Consider the following 16,632-nt stretch of genomic DNA (forward strand, 5'->3'; position numbering starts at 1 on the left):
GTGAAAAGCAAGCTCTTTGCAGCGGCAAATGAACAGCCGCAGCCTTGCACTTGAACATTCGCTGCCCATCTTCTTTGTTCGCCTTAGAATCAGGTGCTTACGCGTATTTTCGTAGGTATTTTTATCCCGCTTTTGAAGTTGCTGTGTCCAGCGATTGCTTGAAGTGCTGCATGTTCGCTTCGACGCTCAAGCGGTTTTTCTGGCCGACCGTGCGATCGCGTATCGAGCCATACATCTGTTCGTGCAGCTCGACGGCGCGGACGCGCCCGCTTACATCCAGCGATTTTCGGACCCATGGGGCGACCATGTTCAGAACGAACTCGGCAATAGTCACGATCAGTATGTTGCCGCTGGCCTCGTAGACAGCACGGTGAAAATCGAGGTCGGCCTTCAACATGTCGTCCAAGGAAGCACCGGGCTGGGCTGTTAGCGCCTTTAGGCGATCGATGCATTCTCGCATCTTCGCCAGATCTTCCTCCGTTCGTCGCTGTGCTGCGATTTCGGTGCAATTGCGATCGAAGATATCCCGAAGCTCCATCAGCATTTCGGGGGTGGAATCCTGAAGGTAAAGCTGAAAGAGGGTGAGCGGCATGGAGGGCAGGCCCGGCTCTTCTCGCACGTAGCTTCCGTGACCGTGCCGAATGTCAATAAGTCCCGCCACCGAAAGGGTCTTCATCGCCTCGCGAATGGGGGTACGGCTTATGCCTAGCTGCTCGGCCAGGTCCTTCTCGTTTGGAAGCTTGTCGCCGGCCTTCAAATTGCCCCGGGCAATCTCCCCGGTAATGTAGTCCAAGGCCAACTCGAGGCGAGTCTGAGTCTTCTTCGGCTCGTCCAACACTCTCATCCTTCCAATCTTTCACGTCAGCCGGAACGGCATTGATGGTATTACGTTATACCATTAGGAAGGATACTGGAACCGAAAGTCGCATAGACGAACAAACAGACGCGGCAGAGTTGGTGAGCCGGTCCGAATTTTCGTGCACGAGCTTCACTTCACGTCTCGCGTGAAAGGGGGACAGCAGCCCGGCGGCAAAACCCACCGTCGACATTTAGCGTATCCCCTGTCTGCAGCGGGCCTGCGCCTCTGACTCTCGGAAGACGGCTGCATCGAGTATTTCCTCCCGCACATGACGGCGCTTCGGCACCAGTCGGCGGAACACTTCGAGCGGTCCGGTGTATATACCACCGCCAGGATGGGATCGGGCGCTACATCTGGGGGGCTTTTCCCAATGCCCTACGCGGTCCTACTGCAGACCTCAGATCTAACCCGGTGGTCGGATGCGAAAACTTGACGACCGCAAAGTCTGTGAAGGTGCTTGCCCGAAACGCTTTCGGTAGTCAGCGGCGAAGCGGCCGGAATGAGGGAAGCCCCATCTAAGAGCGATGTCGCACACCGTTTGCGAGGGCTTAGCTTGCAAGAGTTCTTGGTGAACGGCGTCAAGCCTCAAATACTGCAGATAAGAGCTCGGAGTTGTCAGTTTGAAACGTCGAAAGCCTTCTTGAAGGCTTCGTATTCCGGATCCCGATGCCAGCGCGATCTCTTGAATGGTCAGGGGTTTTGAAAGGTTCGCTCTCATGAAATCAACCGCCCGCTTGACGTGACGAGGCATGGGCGACGTCGGCCGATTTAGTTTCGATGTATGACGGTGTGGCAAGCTCTCCAGCAGCAGTTCAACCAGGCCGTTGGTGAAGCTGGTACGAGCGACCGGCGCGTTGCGCAACGTCGCGCTTGCGGCCAGACCCGAGTGGAGCGCCGCGGCCGTCTGGGTAATTAGCAAGCCAGGTCCAGCGGTTAAGTCGATCTCCGGAAAGAAATCGAATCCTCCCGACACCGGCACCTCCAGCATGTCCATTAAACGGCTGGAGAGCGTCGCCCGGTCGACCACTATGACGAGATGCTCCATTGGGCCAGACAAGGTGAGGCTCTTGGTCTGCTGGCAGGCGACTATTGCGCCTCGCGTGGGTGAGGTCAGAACCTTTACGCCGTTCACATCGATTGCGGCGAAACCATATCGTGGGAGGAAAATCAGGTATTTTTCATTTGCACTTTCGTGCTCGAAAACAGCACTTCCTCGGTAGCGACAGAGGGCCAGACCTAAAAGTTCAGCAGCCGCGTACTCACACTTGAATTGGATCCCAGATCTTGTAGTAGGCTTCACAGTAACTCTCGATTCAGAGCCGGAAAGGATTGATGAGAGTTCAGCCGGATCGGTGCACTCGACGACGACGTAGTCTTCTTTATACGCAATATTCCCACGACGCATTTGAAGCTCCATCTAACCAAGCTCGCAACCTAGATCCTTCCCGGGTGGGGAGGCTTCGTTCGATCCTCGCTGATGAACCAGGCAGGATGAATTGGATGAAACTTTCACACCTCCACAAGCACCCCATCCTGGCTGGCAGCTACCATCTCCCCTGGGCATGAAACCAATACGGCCTCGCTGCCCGGCCACGTAGAAGCTGACCTTAAATTAGCAGAACAATGGTACAACGTCATACCTATTCGGAGTGCTCCGATGTTCGGCGAGAAAAGGCCGACAAACTGCAACAATTCATCCAGGACTCCGAAGAGTACGTCAAAGGTGCGCCGAATTTATAGATCGGCCGCGCCAAGATACTGTTCTTCCAACGCGCTTAAATAGCTGACGCCGCCGTTACGAACTCGCCCCGCGCTGGTCAAGCGCAATAGTAATCTCGATGGATTTACTTAAGGACGGACGGAAACCAAAGCACTAGTGACGGCCACATCAGCAGGGCGATCAAGAAAACTATCTGGATCACCATGAACTGCCCCATCCCACTGTAGATCGATTTCAAGCTCCACTGGGGAACGACGTTCCTCAAAAAATACGCCGACATCGCCACCGGCGGACTCAAATATGCGGTCTGGAGATTAACCGCGACAAGTACACCGAACCAAAGCAGGAGTTCCGGCCTCGTCATCCCCAGGTCGAGCTGGAGGACAATCGGCGTGAAGATCGGGAGAAACACCAGAACAATGGCGGGCCACTCAAAGGGCCAACCAAGAGCGAATATGATGACCATAATAATTACGAGCTTCCACATGTCGGAGACAGGAATGCTCGTAACGACGTCCGTGATGATCGCCGCCCCACCTAATTGAGTGAAGACAGCGCCGAAAACATTCGACGCTACCGCGAGGAGGAGAACCATGCTCGAGGTAACTACCGTGGCCACTGCGGCATTCTTCAGCGTCCAAAAACTAAGCTTGCCGTAAGCGAGTGCCAAGATTGTTGCCCCCACTGCTCCGCAAGACGCTGCCTCGGTGGGGGTGGCCAATCCGGACAGAATGGAGCCGAGAGTTGCAACGATAAGCAGGCACAGCGGTAGAACGCCGACAACAAACTCACGCGCGATCTCGATCGCGCTACCTACCCGCTCCTCAATGGGTAGAATCGGACCAACGCGGGGATTTATATAGCTTCGTGCGACGCAGTAGACCGCATAGCACACAGCAAGCATGAAGCCGGGTGCCATCGCGGCTCCGTACAGCTGGTTGACGGGCACTCCAAGAGTCGGTCCCATGACAACGAGCATCACGCTCGGCGGGATGAGGATCCCGAGCGTGCCACCGGCTGCGATGGCACCCGCTGACAACTTCTCATCATAGCCCGCCTTTATCATCATCGGCCCGGCCATGATGCCGAGAACGGTCACCGCGGCTCCCACGATGCCCGTGGCCATCGCAAAGATCGTCGCCGTGAGAAGCACGGCAAGAAATAGGGAACCGTTCAAGGGAGCCATGATCTGACGCATGGAGCCGAACAATCGGCTCATCAGGCCCGCCTGCTCCGTCATGTAACCCATGAATATGAAGAGTGGGACCGCCGGGAGAATGTCGTCCTTCATCGTCCCGAAAATCTGTAGATAGGCGAGGCTGAAGGTTATGTTCACACCGATCCCGATCGAGCCGAAGACAAGTGCGATAAAGAGAAGCGTGAACGCGATCGGAAAGCCGACGAAAATGAAAGCGAGCATGCCACCGAGCATGGCAACGCTGAGAATGTCGTTGAAGCTCATCGTGTTGACCTTTCAGATCTCGATCTTTTCGTGGGTCTCGAACGCCCGCCCGGTGGTCACTGCGAACAGTGACTTGAGCAGTTCCGAAATTCCCTGGAAAAAGAGAAGAACAGCGGTCAGTGGGATGACGCCTCGCAGCGGCCAGATAACTGGCATCCATAGACTCAGGGTGGATTTCTCGTTGATTTCGTATGAGTAGAGGAAGTCGTCCAGCGACATATAGAAGATGATGGCCATCACCGGAAGAAACAGGGCGACATAGCAGACGGCATCGATCGCGCCCTTCTTTCTATCGCTGAAGCTTTCCCAGAACATGTCGGTTCTCACATGTGCGCCCTTCAGCAGGGCGTATGATGACCCGAGCATGAATATCGCGCCATATGACATCACCGTCGCGTCAGCTGCCCAGATCGTCGGAGACGAAAATAGATAGCGCGAGACGACTTCCACTGTGTTGGATAGAACCAACGGGATAGTGAGGACAGCGACCAGAAGTACGAACTTCTCGGTGAAGCCATCGATGATCTTGATCGCCCGGAGTGCCGCGGGCGAGAATGGGGGTGCAGGTTTGCTCACGAACTATCTCCGGGCAATCGAGAAGAAGGCGCGGCTTAGCCGCGCCTTGTAAATCCTACTTAGCTTCGGGCCAGTAATGGTCCGCACCGAGATTGTAGGGAGCCTGGATTAGCCGCTTTGCGGGAACGACTTTCGACGCGTAGTCGCGTTGGGAGTCATATACCTTCTTGAAGAAGGCGTTGGACTCGCTTTCCTTCTTCGCGATTTCGTCCCAAGAGGCGAGAATGTTCCGTAGAATGTCGTCGGGGGTACGGTGAACGGTCACGCCGTCTTCGTTGCGCATCTTGTCAAGCGCATCGGCGTCGAGCTTGCCTTTCCGGATATGCGACCTCAGGGTCGCTTCGCTTGCGGCAGCCTGCATGATGGCCTGGAGATCCGGAGCCAGCGAGTTCCAGACGTCACCGTTCACAAGGAAATCGACGATCGTCGCGGGATTGTGTGTCGACATTGGATAGAAATGTTTCCAGATCGTCTGGAACCCGATGCCCATGTCTTCGGCCGGGCCGACGAATTCAGCGCACTCAATGACACCTCGCTCACCTGCCGGGACGATCTCGCCGCCGGGCATGTTCACCGTAGACATACCCGAGGAGGCGAAAACTTCAGCTGTCACGCCAGTCTGGCGGCATTTCCGGCCTTTGAGGTCCGCCCAACTCTCAACCGGGCGTGCAAACCATCCCAGCGCCTGGTTTGCGCTCGTGACGGACGGGATTACTTCGATGTTGGTCTTCAGCTCTACGCGATAGTAGTCGCGGTAAAGCTCAATACCGCCTCCCTCGTAAAGCCAACCGACGTAGTCGAGGATGTCCATGCCGAACGGCCCCCCGGCAGCGTCGCCGAAGAGTGTTCCTGCCCTATGTTTGCCGATCCAATAGGCGACAGTGGAATGGCCGCCATCGATCACGTTTTTGTTGACCGCGTCCAGCACCTCGAACGCAGGGACGATCGTACCTGCGGGCATGAATTCGATTTTCAGCCTGCCGCCCGAGAGTTCTCCGACGCGCTTCGCCCACGTCTCCGCGGACATGTAGATCGTGCTGGATGCCGGATATGCCGATTGAAAGCGTAGCGTTCTGGTCTCGGCCTGAGCCGAAGTGGTTATTGCGACGATCAACGCGGCAATGCCACCGCAAATAAGCGATCCAATGCTCATAGAATCCTCCCTCTAGCGCTCTTCCGCCCTCCTCGGCTTCTTAGAGCTTTTATGGTATGAGGTCATACCATCACCAGACAAACAGGTAGCGTCACGGCTGTCAAGAACTTCGTTGAGAGGAGTCAGCGAAGGCCCTGGCGCAGGAGCACTCCGCCCGTGGATCCTCTCGACGTTCTGAATATGGAAGATCTCAAGGTTCCAACGGCGCAACATGGCGTCGCTCCGGAACGGTACAGCCCGGCACAATTAAGCGAAATCAACCGGAAGGCAGATGATGTGGACCAGCTCGAGGGTAGAAACGCCCTGCTGCGCAACGAAATCCTGCCGCACGAGCTCATTATTAGAAACAGCGCGGCGCGGCCCAAAACCGTCCAGCTAGAACGCGAGATCGGCGGTACGCGAAGATTCGGATATCAAAGACCGAAGGGGCGCTCTTGGTGACGATCACCCACTGAAGCTCGTGAGCCCATCTCGAGAGCCGCGGCGTCCTCGAGCCAAGCGCTCTCAAGCCACTGCTTGAAGGCGCTCACCTTTTGCGACCTCAGCCGCGACCTGACATAAGTGAGCGTGTGGCAACGCAGATTGGGTCCGGTCATTCCGAACGGAAGGACGAGGTTCCCCCTCTCGACGTCGCGCTGCAGCAACCGATAGCTTTCCAAGCAGACGCCGCGGCCTTCGACCGCTGTGGCGATCGACATGAACGCGTCGCGGAAACGCGATCCCCGGTTCAGATCGATCTCGAGACCGTGATCCTTCGCCCATTGACGCCAGCTATAGAGGGTTTGCTCCGACTTGATGAGCGTATGGCCGACGAGGTCCGAAGGCCGCCGTATCGGCCTCTCCCCGTTCGCGACCTCGGGAGCGCACGCTACCACGATCGTCTCGAGGGGAAACTCCTCGGTCGCGATGGAGCCGAGACGGGGCACGCTGCCGTAGCAAATGTCGACGTCCACTGAACCGTCGCTCAGTTTGGTTGGCTCCGATGAGGAAATCAGCCGGATTTCAAGCGAGGGATGGAGCGACTCGAATTGCGGAAGTCGGGGCATCAGCCATAGCGACGCGAGGCTCGGAGCGCAGCCGACGCTCAGGACGTCGACGCTGTTTCGCCTGGAAACTTCGTCGGTGGCGCGCTCGATCAACGATAGCGCTTCGGACAAGTCACGGTGATACCGTTCGCCGATCTCGGTGAGGGTGACGTTCCGCCCGATGCGGTGAAAGAGCTTTTCTCCGAGGTCCTCTTCCAACAGCCTGATCTGGTGGCTGACGGCCGACGGCGTCAGCTGCAGCTGGGCCGCGGCCTCCAGGAAAGAACCCCTCCTCCCCGCCGCGACGAAGGACAGGATGGCCCGGATTGACGGAATCGACGTCATGGCGCCTGCGATCCCTGAAAGCGGGCCTTGTCGAAACGCGGCCGGTTCATAGCGAAGCGACTTTCCGAGGCACGCGGTGGCCGACGTCGGATCGTACGGCCTCTCCGGCCGCGATACGCTTGATGTCTCCGAGAACCTGTGAGAAATCGCCCAGACTCGACGTGCCGAAGCCCATGTAGACCTGCTTGTAGAGCTGGTAGAGCAGCTCATACCGGGAACGAGTCGACGGATCGGGGTCGAATTTCTTGAAACCCACGCACATCGCCGCCTGGGCGGCCTCTATGGTGGCGTGGTCCTTCGACGCGAGGCTAGCGAAGATGCCCGACCCAAGGCCGGTGGGAAGGCCGTCAGGGACTAAGATTGGCTTTCCCAGAACGTTCGCATAAATCTGATTGAGCACGGGGTTCTTCTGGGGAACGCCGCCGCCATTGATCACTCTGTTCACCGGGACGCCATGCTGTTCCATACGCTCCAATATGATCCGCGTGTGAAACGCCGTTCCCTCGATCGCCGCATAAAGTTCGTCCTGTGCGGTGTGGCCGAGGTGCCAACCAATGGTCATGCCGCCGAGATCGGAACGCACCAGCACGGTTCGATCCCCGTTGTCCCACGAGAAGCGCATCAGCCCTGTCTTGCCGCCCTCGATCGTCTCCAGGCCTTCGGACAGTTTCGATACCGTGGTGGAGGCCCGGCGGGCGATCGCGTCGAAAATGTCGCCGGTCGCCGAGAGACCCGCCTCGACCCCCACGAGATCCGGATGCGCACTCCCCGGCACAACGCCGCAGACGCCTGGAATTAACTTGACGCGCTCGCTCACCGCGATGATGCATGTGGACGTGCCGATGACGTTGACCACATCGCCCAGTCGGCAACCCGCTCCGATTGCGTCCCAGTGCGCGTCGAAGGCTCCCACCGGGACCGGGATGCCCTCCTGCAAGCCGAGCTTCGCGGCCCACTCGGAGCTGAGACCCCCAGCAAGCTTGGCGGAGGTCTGGTACGTGCCTCCGATTTTCTCCCTGACGCCATCGAAGAGCGGATCGACACGCGAGAGGAAAGCTTGCGAGGGCAAACCGCCCCACTTGGGGTTCCACATCCACTTGTGCCCCATCGCGCAGACGCTGCGGACGACCGCGGAGCTGTCGGTCACCCCAGTGAGCACTGCCGCCACCATGTCGCAATGCTCGAGCGCGGTGCCGAAGCGGCCCCGGAGCTTTGGATTGTGCCGGAGCCAATGAAGGAGCTTGGCGAAACCCCATTCGTGGGAATAGGTGCCGCCACACCACTCGATAGCCTCGAGATGGGTCTCGTGCGCCATGGCGGTGATCTCCTCCGCCTCAGATTTCGCCCGGTGGTCGCACCAGAGGTAATAGTCGCTCAAAGGATTGAGGTTCCTGTCGACCGGAATCACGGAAGAACCTGTCGTATCCACTGCGATGGCCCGTACGGCCTTTGGATCGACGCCGCAGTCCTTGATCGCCCGCTTCATGGCGAGCACGAGGCCATCCATGTGGTCGGCGTGCGCCTGTGTCGCCAGATCGGGGTCGGACCGTGTTCGTCGAAGAGGGTATTCGGCTATCGCCGTGCCAAGCGGCCCGGTCAGAGTGTCCGCTAAGGTCACCCGAACGCTCAAAGTTCCGAAATCAACACCAGCTACTATCGACATCGTCATACCTGTTTTGATCGCCCGGTCTGGCCGTATGTCGCCCCGCTGCCGTGCTTTCGTTGAAAGTGCCGATCGAGCAGAGCCGCCGAAATCTCGGGGCTCTCCAAGCTGATCTGGCGCGAATGGAACGCAATCTTGGCCACCGCCTCGAGCATCTCGGCATTGTGGACTGCGTCGGCGGCGTCCTTGCCCCAGCAGAAGGGGCCATGGTCGTTGACGAGAGCGGCAGGAATCGACAGCGGATCGCGGTTCCCGAGCGCCTCGGCGATCACCCTGCCTGTGTTTCGCACGTAATCGTCCCGGATTTCACTGTCAGTCAGCTGACGCGTCACCGGGATGGTTCCGTTGAAGTAGTCGGCGTGAGTCGTGCCCATCACCGGGATCGGCTGACCGGATTGCGCCCAAGCTGTCGCGAAGAACGAGTGCGTATGGACTACCGCGCCGATCGTCGGGAAGCTCTTGTAGAGCTCGATGTGCGTGTCGAGGTCGCTTGAAGGGCGCAAGTCGCCGTCTACAACGCGGCCGTCCAGATCGGTGATGACGATGTCGCCCGTGTCCATGGCCTTGTACGAGACGCCGCTGGGTTTGATCGCGACGACACCGTTCACTCGGTCGATGGCGCTGACGTTGCCGAACGTGGAGATCACGAGGCCGCTCTCATAGAGTTCGAAATTCGCGTCCAGGACGGCTTTGCGCAGTGCTGAGTGCTTCACGGTCGCCCCCTCACATCTTGCGGCTGCGGTTGAAGCGGTCGGCGGCGACGGCGACAAGAATGATGGTGCCGATGACCACCTGGTGCCAGAACGTGTTCACATTGAGCAGATTGAGCCCGTTGCGAACCACCGCCATAAGCACCGCGCCTACCACGGTTCCGAACAGCGTCGCCCTGCCGCCCGACAGTCCGGTTCCACCGATCACAACCGCGGCGATGACGTCCAGCTCATAGCCCTGCCCGGCTTCCGGCATCGCGGACTCAAGTCGCGAGGTCAGCATGATCCCGGCAAAGGCGGACAACACTCCGGCCAACACATAGACCGCGATCTTGACCTTGTCGGTCGGGATACCGACGAGACGGGCGGCGTCGGGATTGCTACCGATGGACAGCACGAAGCGCCCGAAACGGGTGTAGTAGAGAAGATAGAAGGCGGCTGCGAACACGATGACGGTCAGGACCACCGGAACCGGGACCCCGGCCAAATAACTCTGGCCGATCATTCGGAACGCCGGATCGGATGCGCCAGTGATCGGTATGCCTTGCGTGTAGACCATCACGACACCGCGGCTGACCACCATTATGGCCATCGTGGCTATGAAGTCCGTGATGCCGATTTTCGTGATAAGAAGGCCGTTGATGGCTCCTATGAACGCGCCCAGAGCTAGACCCGCGAGGCAGGCGACGGGCACCGGATATCCGAGAACCAAGAGGTTCGCGGTAACGAGTCCGGTAAGCGCAAGCGTGGAGCCGACCGACAGGTCGATGCCGCGCATCCCGATGACGAACGTCGCGCCGAACGCGATGACGGCGATCGGCACCGCCTGCCTCAACACGTCCGTCAGGTTCCCGACCGTGAAGAACCGCGGGGCCGCGAAGCCCAGCGCGATGAGCAACACGACGAATGCGATATAGACACCCGCATTGCCGCTGGCGAGGCCAAACTTGAAGGCGTGCCGTGGACGCGTGACTGCAACTTCAGCCATTGATTCCTCCCACTGGATGAAGGGGTTCCGGAGGCCTCACCGAATGGAGCGCCAACGTCTCTTCCTTGGACGTGGCGGCATCGACCACCGTTGTGATTTTGCCTTCGAACATCACCGCGACGCGGTGGCAAAGGCCGAGCAACTCGGCATTGTCGGCCGACACCACGATGACGGTGCACCCGTCCTGGGCGGCCGCCTGAACCAAGGCGTAGACCTCGGATTTGGCGCGGACGTCGACGCCCCGCGTCGGCTCCTCGAGCAGGAGCACCTTGGGTTGGGTGAGCAGCCAACGAGCCAGCATGACCTTCTGTTGGTTGCCACCGCTCAGAGAACTGATCTCCGCCTGCGGCCCCTCGCACTTCACGCCGAGCTTCGAGATGTAGCTCGCCGCGACTTCCTTCTCCTTGGAGGGCCGCAGGGTGATCTTCCCGAGGACGCCCAAGTTACCGATCGATAGATTCCATCCAACCGAATGCTCGGGGAAGATGCCCTCGACCTTCCGTTCGGCGGGCAGAAATGCGAAACGCTCTCTGATGGCGTCGGTGATGTCCGTCAGTTGGACATCCTTGCCTTCGACCTTCACGGTGCCGCGTTCATAAGCCCGCTGGCCGAAGAGGGCTCGGAGAAGCGCGCTCTTGCCCGAGCCCTCCAGGCCGGCAATCCCAAAAATCTCTCCCTTCGCAAGCGAAAAGGAGATGTCGTCGAAAGCTCCCGCTCTCGACAGGCCGCGCACTTCCACCGAGGGATCGGACCTCGGAGGGACGCGGGGAGGAAACTGTTTGGAAAGGGCACCGCCGATCATCGCGGCGACGACTTTGTCGACGTCGAGGTCGGCGACCGGAAGGTCGGCCGCCGTGCGGCCGTCGCGAAGCACCATGACGCGGCTGCAGATGCCGAGCAGTTCCTTGATCCGGTGCGAAACGTAGATGATGGCCTTTCCGGCAGCCTGCAGACGCTTGATGATGGCGAAGAGCTGTTTGCGTTCGACCTCCTCGAGCGCCTCGGTCGGCTCGTCCATAATGATGATGTCGGCGTTGCTGTTCAGCGCCTTGGCGATCTCGATCATCTGGCGGTCGGAAAGGCTCAGTTCCCGGACCGCGCGGTCGATCGCGACCTCCACGCCAAGCTCCTCGGAAAGAAGGCGGCGCGCTTCCCTGCGCATCTGCCCGTGGCTCAGCGGGGCGAGCGAGAAGCCACTGCGCCGCAACTCGCGTCCCGCGAAAATGTTCTCGGCCGCGTTGAAGTCCGGGAACAGACTGAGTTCCTGGTAGATGATCGCGATGCCGGCGTCGGCTCCGGCCTTGGGGCTGTCGAGCTCGACTTCCATTCCCCGCACCGCGATCGTGCCGCCGTCGCGTGAATAAGCGCCCGCGAGAATTTTCATCAACGTGGATTTGCCCGCACCGTTTTCACCGACCAAGCCCAAGACTTCGCCGCCGCTGAGCGCCAGGTCGATTCCCTGCAGAGCGACCATGTTGCCGAAGCGCTTGCCTATGCCCTTCATTTCGAGAAGCGGATTGTTGGCCATTTGAATCTCCTCGGGGTGCGCGGCCCTCCGGAGAGGGCCGCAACGTCCTCACATCTTCTGCTGGGGGACGTAGTCGTAGTCGGTCTGGTCGAACGTCTTGATGTTCTTGGCGTCGTAGACCTTGGGGGCGACGAAGATCTTCTTCGGAAGGGGATTTCCCTTCATCAGGAACTCGTCGACGGCGCGCACGATGTTGCGCCCCTCTTCCTTGGCTCCGGTGTCGACCGTTGCGGAGAAGTCGCCCGTCAGTATGGCGGCGTTCGCTTCCTTCATGTTCTCATAGCCCACGATGGCGACTTTCCCGTTCAGACCCTTGGCCTTGAGGGCCTGCAGCCCACCGAGAGCCATCTCGTCATAGAGCGCCACGAGGACTTCGGTATCCGGGTTGGCGGTGAACATGTTCTCGGTCACTGAGAGACCCTGTGCGCGGACCCAGCCGGCGGGCTGCTGAGCGACGATCTTGAAGTTCGGATGCTTCGAGATGATCTCGTTGAAGCCCTTCATACGCTGGCTGGTGTGCGGACCTGGCAGGCCTTCGAGGATGCCTATTTTGACTTCCTTGTCGCCATAGGTGTCCACGAGCCACTGGGCCTGCGCGCGGCCGCCGTCCGACTGGTCGTAGCCGATGTCGCTGACGTAGTACGGGTTGTCTGCGACCGGGGAGTTGAACAGAAACACCGGAATGCCGGCTTCCGTGGCGCGGCGGATCGACGGCAACAGAGCGCCTTCGTTGTAGAGAGCGACCGCGATCGCGTCGATGCCGTCGTTGATCCAGGCTTCCATGGCCCTGATCTGGTCGTCTGTCGCAGACTGGCTGCTCGGTGCCTGGACGAGGAGCTCGATCGCTTCTGCGCCGCCGCGCTTGTCGATCTCCTCCTTCACGCCGGCCAGAACGCGCTGGTAGTAGGTGTCCATCGCGGTGGGCAGGAAGCCGAGCTTGAGAGGACGGTTGTCCTTCTTGACGGGCTTCATCTCCTGCCCCGTCGGCTTGATGTCCTTGTCCATCAGGATGCCGGGAAACACGGCGTTGTAGTCAGGCTCGGCGGCGAATGCGGGCTGAAAGCCGACAGAAGCGGCGAACGCGACCGCTGCGCAAAGCAATGTACGTCTTTTGAAAGTCGTCACGAGGTCCTCCCTTGTTGTGACAAGACACACTCCTCCCGTCCCCAGGATCGCCCCGAGGAGGAATTCTTCGAAGTTTGATCGAGGGCTCAGAGGCCAGGCGCTATGGTGAAGACCATGCGGATGGGACTGGAGCCGTAGTTCAGGCACTGGTAGCTGACGCCCGCGGGCAGGAAGAACACCTCCCCGTCCCGGATGTGGAACGTCTCGTCGCCGACCGCGACATAAAAAGTTGCCGGGCCTTTCAACACGTAGAAGACAGCGTCGCCATCGTGACTGTTGGGCTCGCTCGCCCTTGGACCGACACCGCCCACGGGGATGACGATCTCGCCGACATGCATGTAGTCGTTCGAGACGCAGAGCTCCATGAGGACCGGATGGTCCTGGCCGAAGATCAGATGCAAACGGTCTTCCTTCGCAACCTTCACCAGGTCGCCCTTGGAACGCGCCTCAGCGCCGACGACGGGGTACTTGCCGAGTTTCTCCAGACTCATTCCGAGACCCTCCTTTCGGATTTGAAGAGACGCGTCGCGCCGAAATATCCAGTCGGCGGTCCCTTCTCGTCCCAGATGCGCGGCGCGATGCAGAACAGGATCACGGCTGCCTTGTCCGTGAAATTGTATCCGCGGTGTGGGACGCCCATGGGGATCAGGATCGAGTCCCCAGGCCCCATTCGCTCGGTATGGCCCGTCTCCGGATTGAGAAGATGCACCTCGCCCTCGAGGACGTAGTAGACCTCGTCTCCGGCGTGGATGTCGGCGGGATCGAAGTTGCTGCCCGGGGCGAGCTGATAGATGCCTGTCGTCATCTTGTCCGTGCTCGCCAGCAGGTAGTTCAAGTCGCTCGAGTACGGCTTGTTGCCCGTATAGATGAACATCTTGAACTTATCCGCCGTCAGGTGGTGCGGCTTCTTTTCCCCTGGCGGGAACGGGAAGTTGCCGAAGTATGCAGGTATGGTCATCGGGAGAGCCTCAGGTCCTGAGTTCCGAGAGAAGCGCCTTGAGCAGACGCCAAGTGGAGTCGACGGTGGTGTGGTTCAAACGCTCGCGCGTGGTGTGGACGTCGAAGGCCTCCGGTCCGATTGACAGCATGTCGATGTCCGGTACCTTCTTGCGGAAGAGGCCGAGCTCGAGGCTCGAATGCGAGACCTCCACATGGGGCTGTTCGCCGAATTCCTTTTCGTAGGCGGCGCGGCCGGCATTCAGCATCCGCGAGTTCGGATTGTAGGGCCATTCCGGGCAATCGGCGAAAGTCTCGACGGTCGCGTCATTTCCGACCACTTCGGCGAGCTCTCGGATTTTGTCGACGATGTTGTAGCGACGTGAGCTGACGGCGCTCGGCACTGTGGACACGATTTCGATGCGTTCCTGATCGTTAGAGATCAGCGCCACGGTGTTCGAGCTCTCGACCAGATTGTCGACGACAAGACTCCGGCTCTGCACGCCGTTCGGCAGAAGGTTCAAAGCGGAGACCATCGCCTTCGCGACCGGCGGCGCGAACACCGAGCGGGCGTCGCTGTCGGTTTCGTTCAGGGTGACTTTCAGACCCGGGTCGCTCACGGAGTACTCCGCGGCGATTGCCTTGCCTTCGTTCTCGATGGCGGTCTTCAACGCGTCGAACCGCGACGGATCGAAAGAGATCACAGCTTCGGCTTCGCCGGGAATCACGTAGCGGTTTACGCCGCCGTTCACACCGATTACGCCGATGTCGGTTTCCTTCGACGCCAAGCGGAGCAGACGGCCGAGAAGCACGACCGCGTTGCCGCGCTCGAGGTGGATGTCAAACTCAGAGTGACCGCTGCTGAGTCCGGAAATGCGGAGCAGCGCCGCCTTCTGTCCGGCCGCGCGGTCGGTCCACTTGAGCGGAATCTGGAATTTGGCGGAAATGTCCCCCGCGCATCCGGCGAACAGCGACTTGGGATCGTGCCAGTTCATGTCGAGCAGGCGCTTGCCAGTCAGCTTGGAACCATCGAAATGCTGGGCACCTCCCTTCCCGACTTCTTCCTGCACCGTCAGGACGACCTCGAGCGGCGGATGCGGGATGTCATCGGAGGCGAGCAGCGACATTGCGAGCGCGACGCCGACCGTGTTGTCCGCGCCGAGCGTCGTGCCGGTTCCGTGGATGAAGTCGCCGTCGATGCGCAGCTTGATCCCCTCGTTGACGAAGTCATGCTCGACGCCCTCGTCGCTCTCGCAGACGATGTCGGTGTGGCCGTGGAGGATCAGGGTCGGCGCGTTTTCATAACCAGGCGTGCCGGGTTTTTTGATGAGCAGGTTCCAGATATCGTCCTGGTAGACTTCGAGGCCCCTGGCGCGAGCGAAGGCTGCGATGTGATCGCTGACCTGCTTCTCGTTGTAGGAACCTCGCGGGATCGCGCTCAGCTCTTCGAAGAAACCGAAGAAGATGGCAGGCTCCAGCCCAGCCAGAACAGAACTACTTTGAGGATGCGAAACTTTGTTGGCAGACACACTCATCTACTTCTCCTCCCATGATGTCAATAGGCAATACTTCCTCGTTCGCGGAAGCCAGTCCACGACAACAATACTTGGATGTAGTGCTCTTTACTCTACATTCGCCTCGGGGCAATTCCATAGCGACCCTCGGCACAATGAAACATCTTACCTTCCGCGCAACATTTCAAACGCATTATTTGTCGAAATAGGTGAGAAAAATTCATCTGAATTCGTCACCGTGACGCGACGTCCCGTTTGACTAGAACCCACACCAATACCACTTGCGCCGTGGGCCGATTGAAGCACTCGGACCCTTGGGGCACGCTCGTGACCGTCGCCTTGTCGTTCCTCAATCACTCCGCCAGCCAGCGGGCGAACTCGTCCGTGTAGTCGGGGTGCCAGCGCGAGAGCGCGGGCCTGTTGCGCACCATGTCTTCCGCCGCCCAACGGATGCGTTTGGCGTCCAAGGCCGGGGTCACGGCGTTGTCCGGGCAGATGATGTAGAAGTCGCCGTTTCGGAAGCGCTCGATGAAAAGCTCGATCACTTGCTCGGCGGTCCATGGTTCGTCGGGCTTGCTGCCGGGCGCGAAATCCGAACCGGGGAAGTTCATGGGAGTCCAAGTATAGCCAGGCACCAGAAGGTGCGCCGAGACCCGGCCGAGCGTCACCTTGCGAAGCTCGTGGGACAGCTGCTCGGTGAGTACTTTGATACCCGCCTTGCTGACCGAGTAGGCCGCGTTGCCAGGAGGTGTCGTGATTCCTTCCTTCGACCCAAGGTTCACGACTGCCGAGGGAAGCGTCTGCTCAATCATGCCCGGCACGAACAGATGCTGCGCGGTGACCACGGCGAAAAAGTTGACTTCGAGCTGCCGCCTCCAGAGCGCCGGATCGTCCCACGGCCCTGCACCCTTCGTGATCCCCGCGTTATTGACCAGAAGCGCAACGTCTTCAAAGCGGTCCCGCGTGTCATCCCTGAGCCGCTGCAGGTCCGAGGCGTTCGAAACGTCGCCTACGACGACCACGTGATC

Annotated in this window: 16 protein-coding genes; 1 reads left to right on the top strand and 15 read right to left on the bottom strand. The window is 59.6% G+C overall.

Features of this window, described 5'->3' with window-relative positions; translation table 11 throughout:
* Nucleotides 1-121: 121 nt before the first annotated feature.
* The 5 genes from CO676_RS18455 to CO676_RS18475 all read right to left on the bottom strand — a co-directional run bounded on the left by CO676_RS18455 (nucleotide 122) and on the right by CO676_RS18475 (nucleotide 5,770).
* On the bottom strand, nucleotides 122-844 hold the full coding sequence (locus tag CO676_RS18455; protein ID WP_179875546.1) for a FadR/GntR family transcriptional regulator: 723 nt from the start codon (nucleotides 842-844) through the stop codon (nucleotides 122-124).
* Between the two features lie 418 nt (nucleotides 845-1,262).
* Nucleotides 1,263-2,264 carry an AraC family transcriptional regulator gene (locus CO676_RS18460; RefSeq protein ID WP_097522172.1) on the bottom strand — a complete coding sequence of 334 codons (1,002 nt, stop codon included), beginning with the start codon at nucleotides 2,262-2,264 and terminating at the stop codon, nucleotides 1,263-1,265.
* A gap of 439 nt (nucleotides 2,265-2,703) precedes the next feature.
* The gene (locus tag CO676_RS18465) at nucleotides 2,704-4,041 is read right to left on the bottom strand and encodes a TRAP transporter large permease subunit (protein WP_097522155.1); all 1,338 of its coding nucleotides are present in this window, start codon (nucleotides 4,039-4,041) and stop codon (nucleotides 2,704-2,706) included.
* Between the two features lie 12 nt (nucleotides 4,042-4,053).
* The gene (locus CO676_RS18470) at nucleotides 4,054-4,617 is read right to left on the bottom strand and encodes a TRAP transporter small permease subunit (RefSeq protein WP_097522156.1); all 564 of its coding nucleotides are present in this window, start codon (nucleotides 4,615-4,617) and stop codon (nucleotides 4,054-4,056) included.
* A 55-nt stretch (nucleotides 4,618-4,672) separates the two neighbouring features.
* Nucleotides 4,673-5,770 carry a TRAP transporter substrate-binding protein gene (locus CO676_RS18475; RefSeq protein ID WP_097522157.1) on the bottom strand — a complete coding sequence of 366 codons (1,098 nt, stop codon included), beginning with the start codon at nucleotides 5,768-5,770 and terminating at the stop codon, nucleotides 4,673-4,675.
* 156 nt (nucleotides 5,771-5,926) lie between these two features.
* Here CO676_RS18475 and CO676_RS35320 point away from each other — a divergent pair, with 156 nt between their 5' ends.
* On the top strand, nucleotides 5,927-6,211 hold the full coding sequence (locus CO676_RS35320) for a hypothetical protein (protein ID WP_097522158.1): 285 nt from the start codon (nucleotides 5,927-5,929) through the stop codon (nucleotides 6,209-6,211).
* Here the strand turns inward: CO676_RS35320 and CO676_RS18485 are convergent.
* From CO676_RS18485 to CO676_RS18530, 10 genes are all read right to left on the bottom strand, one after another.
* The gene (locus CO676_RS18485; protein ID WP_097522159.1) at nucleotides 6,184-7,140 is read right to left on the bottom strand and encodes a LysR substrate-binding domain-containing protein; all 957 of its coding nucleotides are present in this window, start codon (nucleotides 7,138-7,140) and stop codon (nucleotides 6,184-6,186) included. The genes CO676_RS35320 and CO676_RS18485 overlap by 28 nt on opposite strands.
* Nucleotides 7,141-7,186: 46 nt before the next feature.
* Nucleotides 7,187-8,809 carry a ribulokinase gene (locus tag CO676_RS18490; protein WP_348628072.1) on the bottom strand — a complete coding sequence of 541 codons (1,623 nt, stop codon included), beginning with the start codon at nucleotides 8,807-8,809 and terminating at the stop codon, nucleotides 7,187-7,189.
* Nucleotides 8,806-9,516: an L-ribulose-5-phosphate 4-epimerase AraD gene (gene araD / locus CO676_RS18495; protein WP_046117939.1), complete on the bottom strand. Its 711-nt coding sequence runs from the start codon at nucleotides 9,514-9,516 to the stop codon at nucleotides 8,806-8,808. Before araD ends, CO676_RS18490 begins: the two co-directional genes overlap by 4 nt.
* A gap of 10 nt (nucleotides 9,517-9,526) precedes the next feature.
* Nucleotides 9,527-10,501 (bottom strand): ribose ABC transporter permease, encoded by a 975-nt coding sequence (gene rbsC / locus CO676_RS18500; RefSeq protein WP_097522160.1) that lies wholly within the window; start codon nucleotides 10,499-10,501, stop codon nucleotides 9,527-9,529.
* Complete coding sequence (locus tag CO676_RS18505) at nucleotides 10,494-12,029, bottom strand: sugar ABC transporter ATP-binding protein (RefSeq protein ID WP_097522161.1); 1,536 nt, start codon at nucleotides 12,027-12,029, stop codon at nucleotides 10,494-10,496. Before CO676_RS18505 ends, rbsC begins: the two co-directional genes overlap by 8 nt.
* A gap of 48 nt (nucleotides 12,030-12,077) precedes the next feature.
* A complete protein-coding gene (locus tag CO676_RS18510) occupies nucleotides 12,078-13,154 on the bottom strand; it encodes a sugar ABC transporter substrate-binding protein (RefSeq protein ID WP_179875547.1) in 1,077 nt (358 codons plus the stop codon).
* 86 nt (nucleotides 13,155-13,240) lie between these two features.
* Complete coding sequence (locus tag CO676_RS18515) at nucleotides 13,241-13,645, bottom strand: cupin domain-containing protein (protein ID WP_097522163.1); 405 nt, start codon at nucleotides 13,643-13,645, stop codon at nucleotides 13,241-13,243.
* Entirely contained in the window at nucleotides 13,642-14,112 is a 471-nt protein-coding gene (locus CO676_RS18520; RefSeq protein WP_097522164.1) for a cupin domain-containing protein, read from the bottom strand. The genes CO676_RS18515 and CO676_RS18520 overlap by 4 nt, the downstream gene beginning before the upstream one ends.
* Nucleotides 14,113-14,122: 10 nt before the next feature.
* Nucleotides 14,123-15,625 carry an aminoacyl-histidine dipeptidase gene (locus CO676_RS18525; RefSeq protein ID WP_097522165.1) on the bottom strand — a complete coding sequence of 501 codons (1,503 nt, stop codon included), beginning with the start codon at nucleotides 15,623-15,625 and terminating at the stop codon, nucleotides 14,123-14,125.
* 332 nt (nucleotides 15,626-15,957) lie between these two features.
* Nucleotides 15,958-16,632: SDR family oxidoreductase (locus tag CO676_RS18530; RefSeq protein ID WP_097522174.1), on the bottom strand; the 675-nt coding region annotated here is incomplete at its 5' end.

Origin of the sequence: Sinorhizobium sp. BJ1, from assembly GCF_002531555.1 — a bacterium.
GTDB lineage: Bacteria > Pseudomonadota > Alphaproteobacteria > Rhizobiales > Rhizobiaceae > Sinorhizobium > Sinorhizobium fredii_B.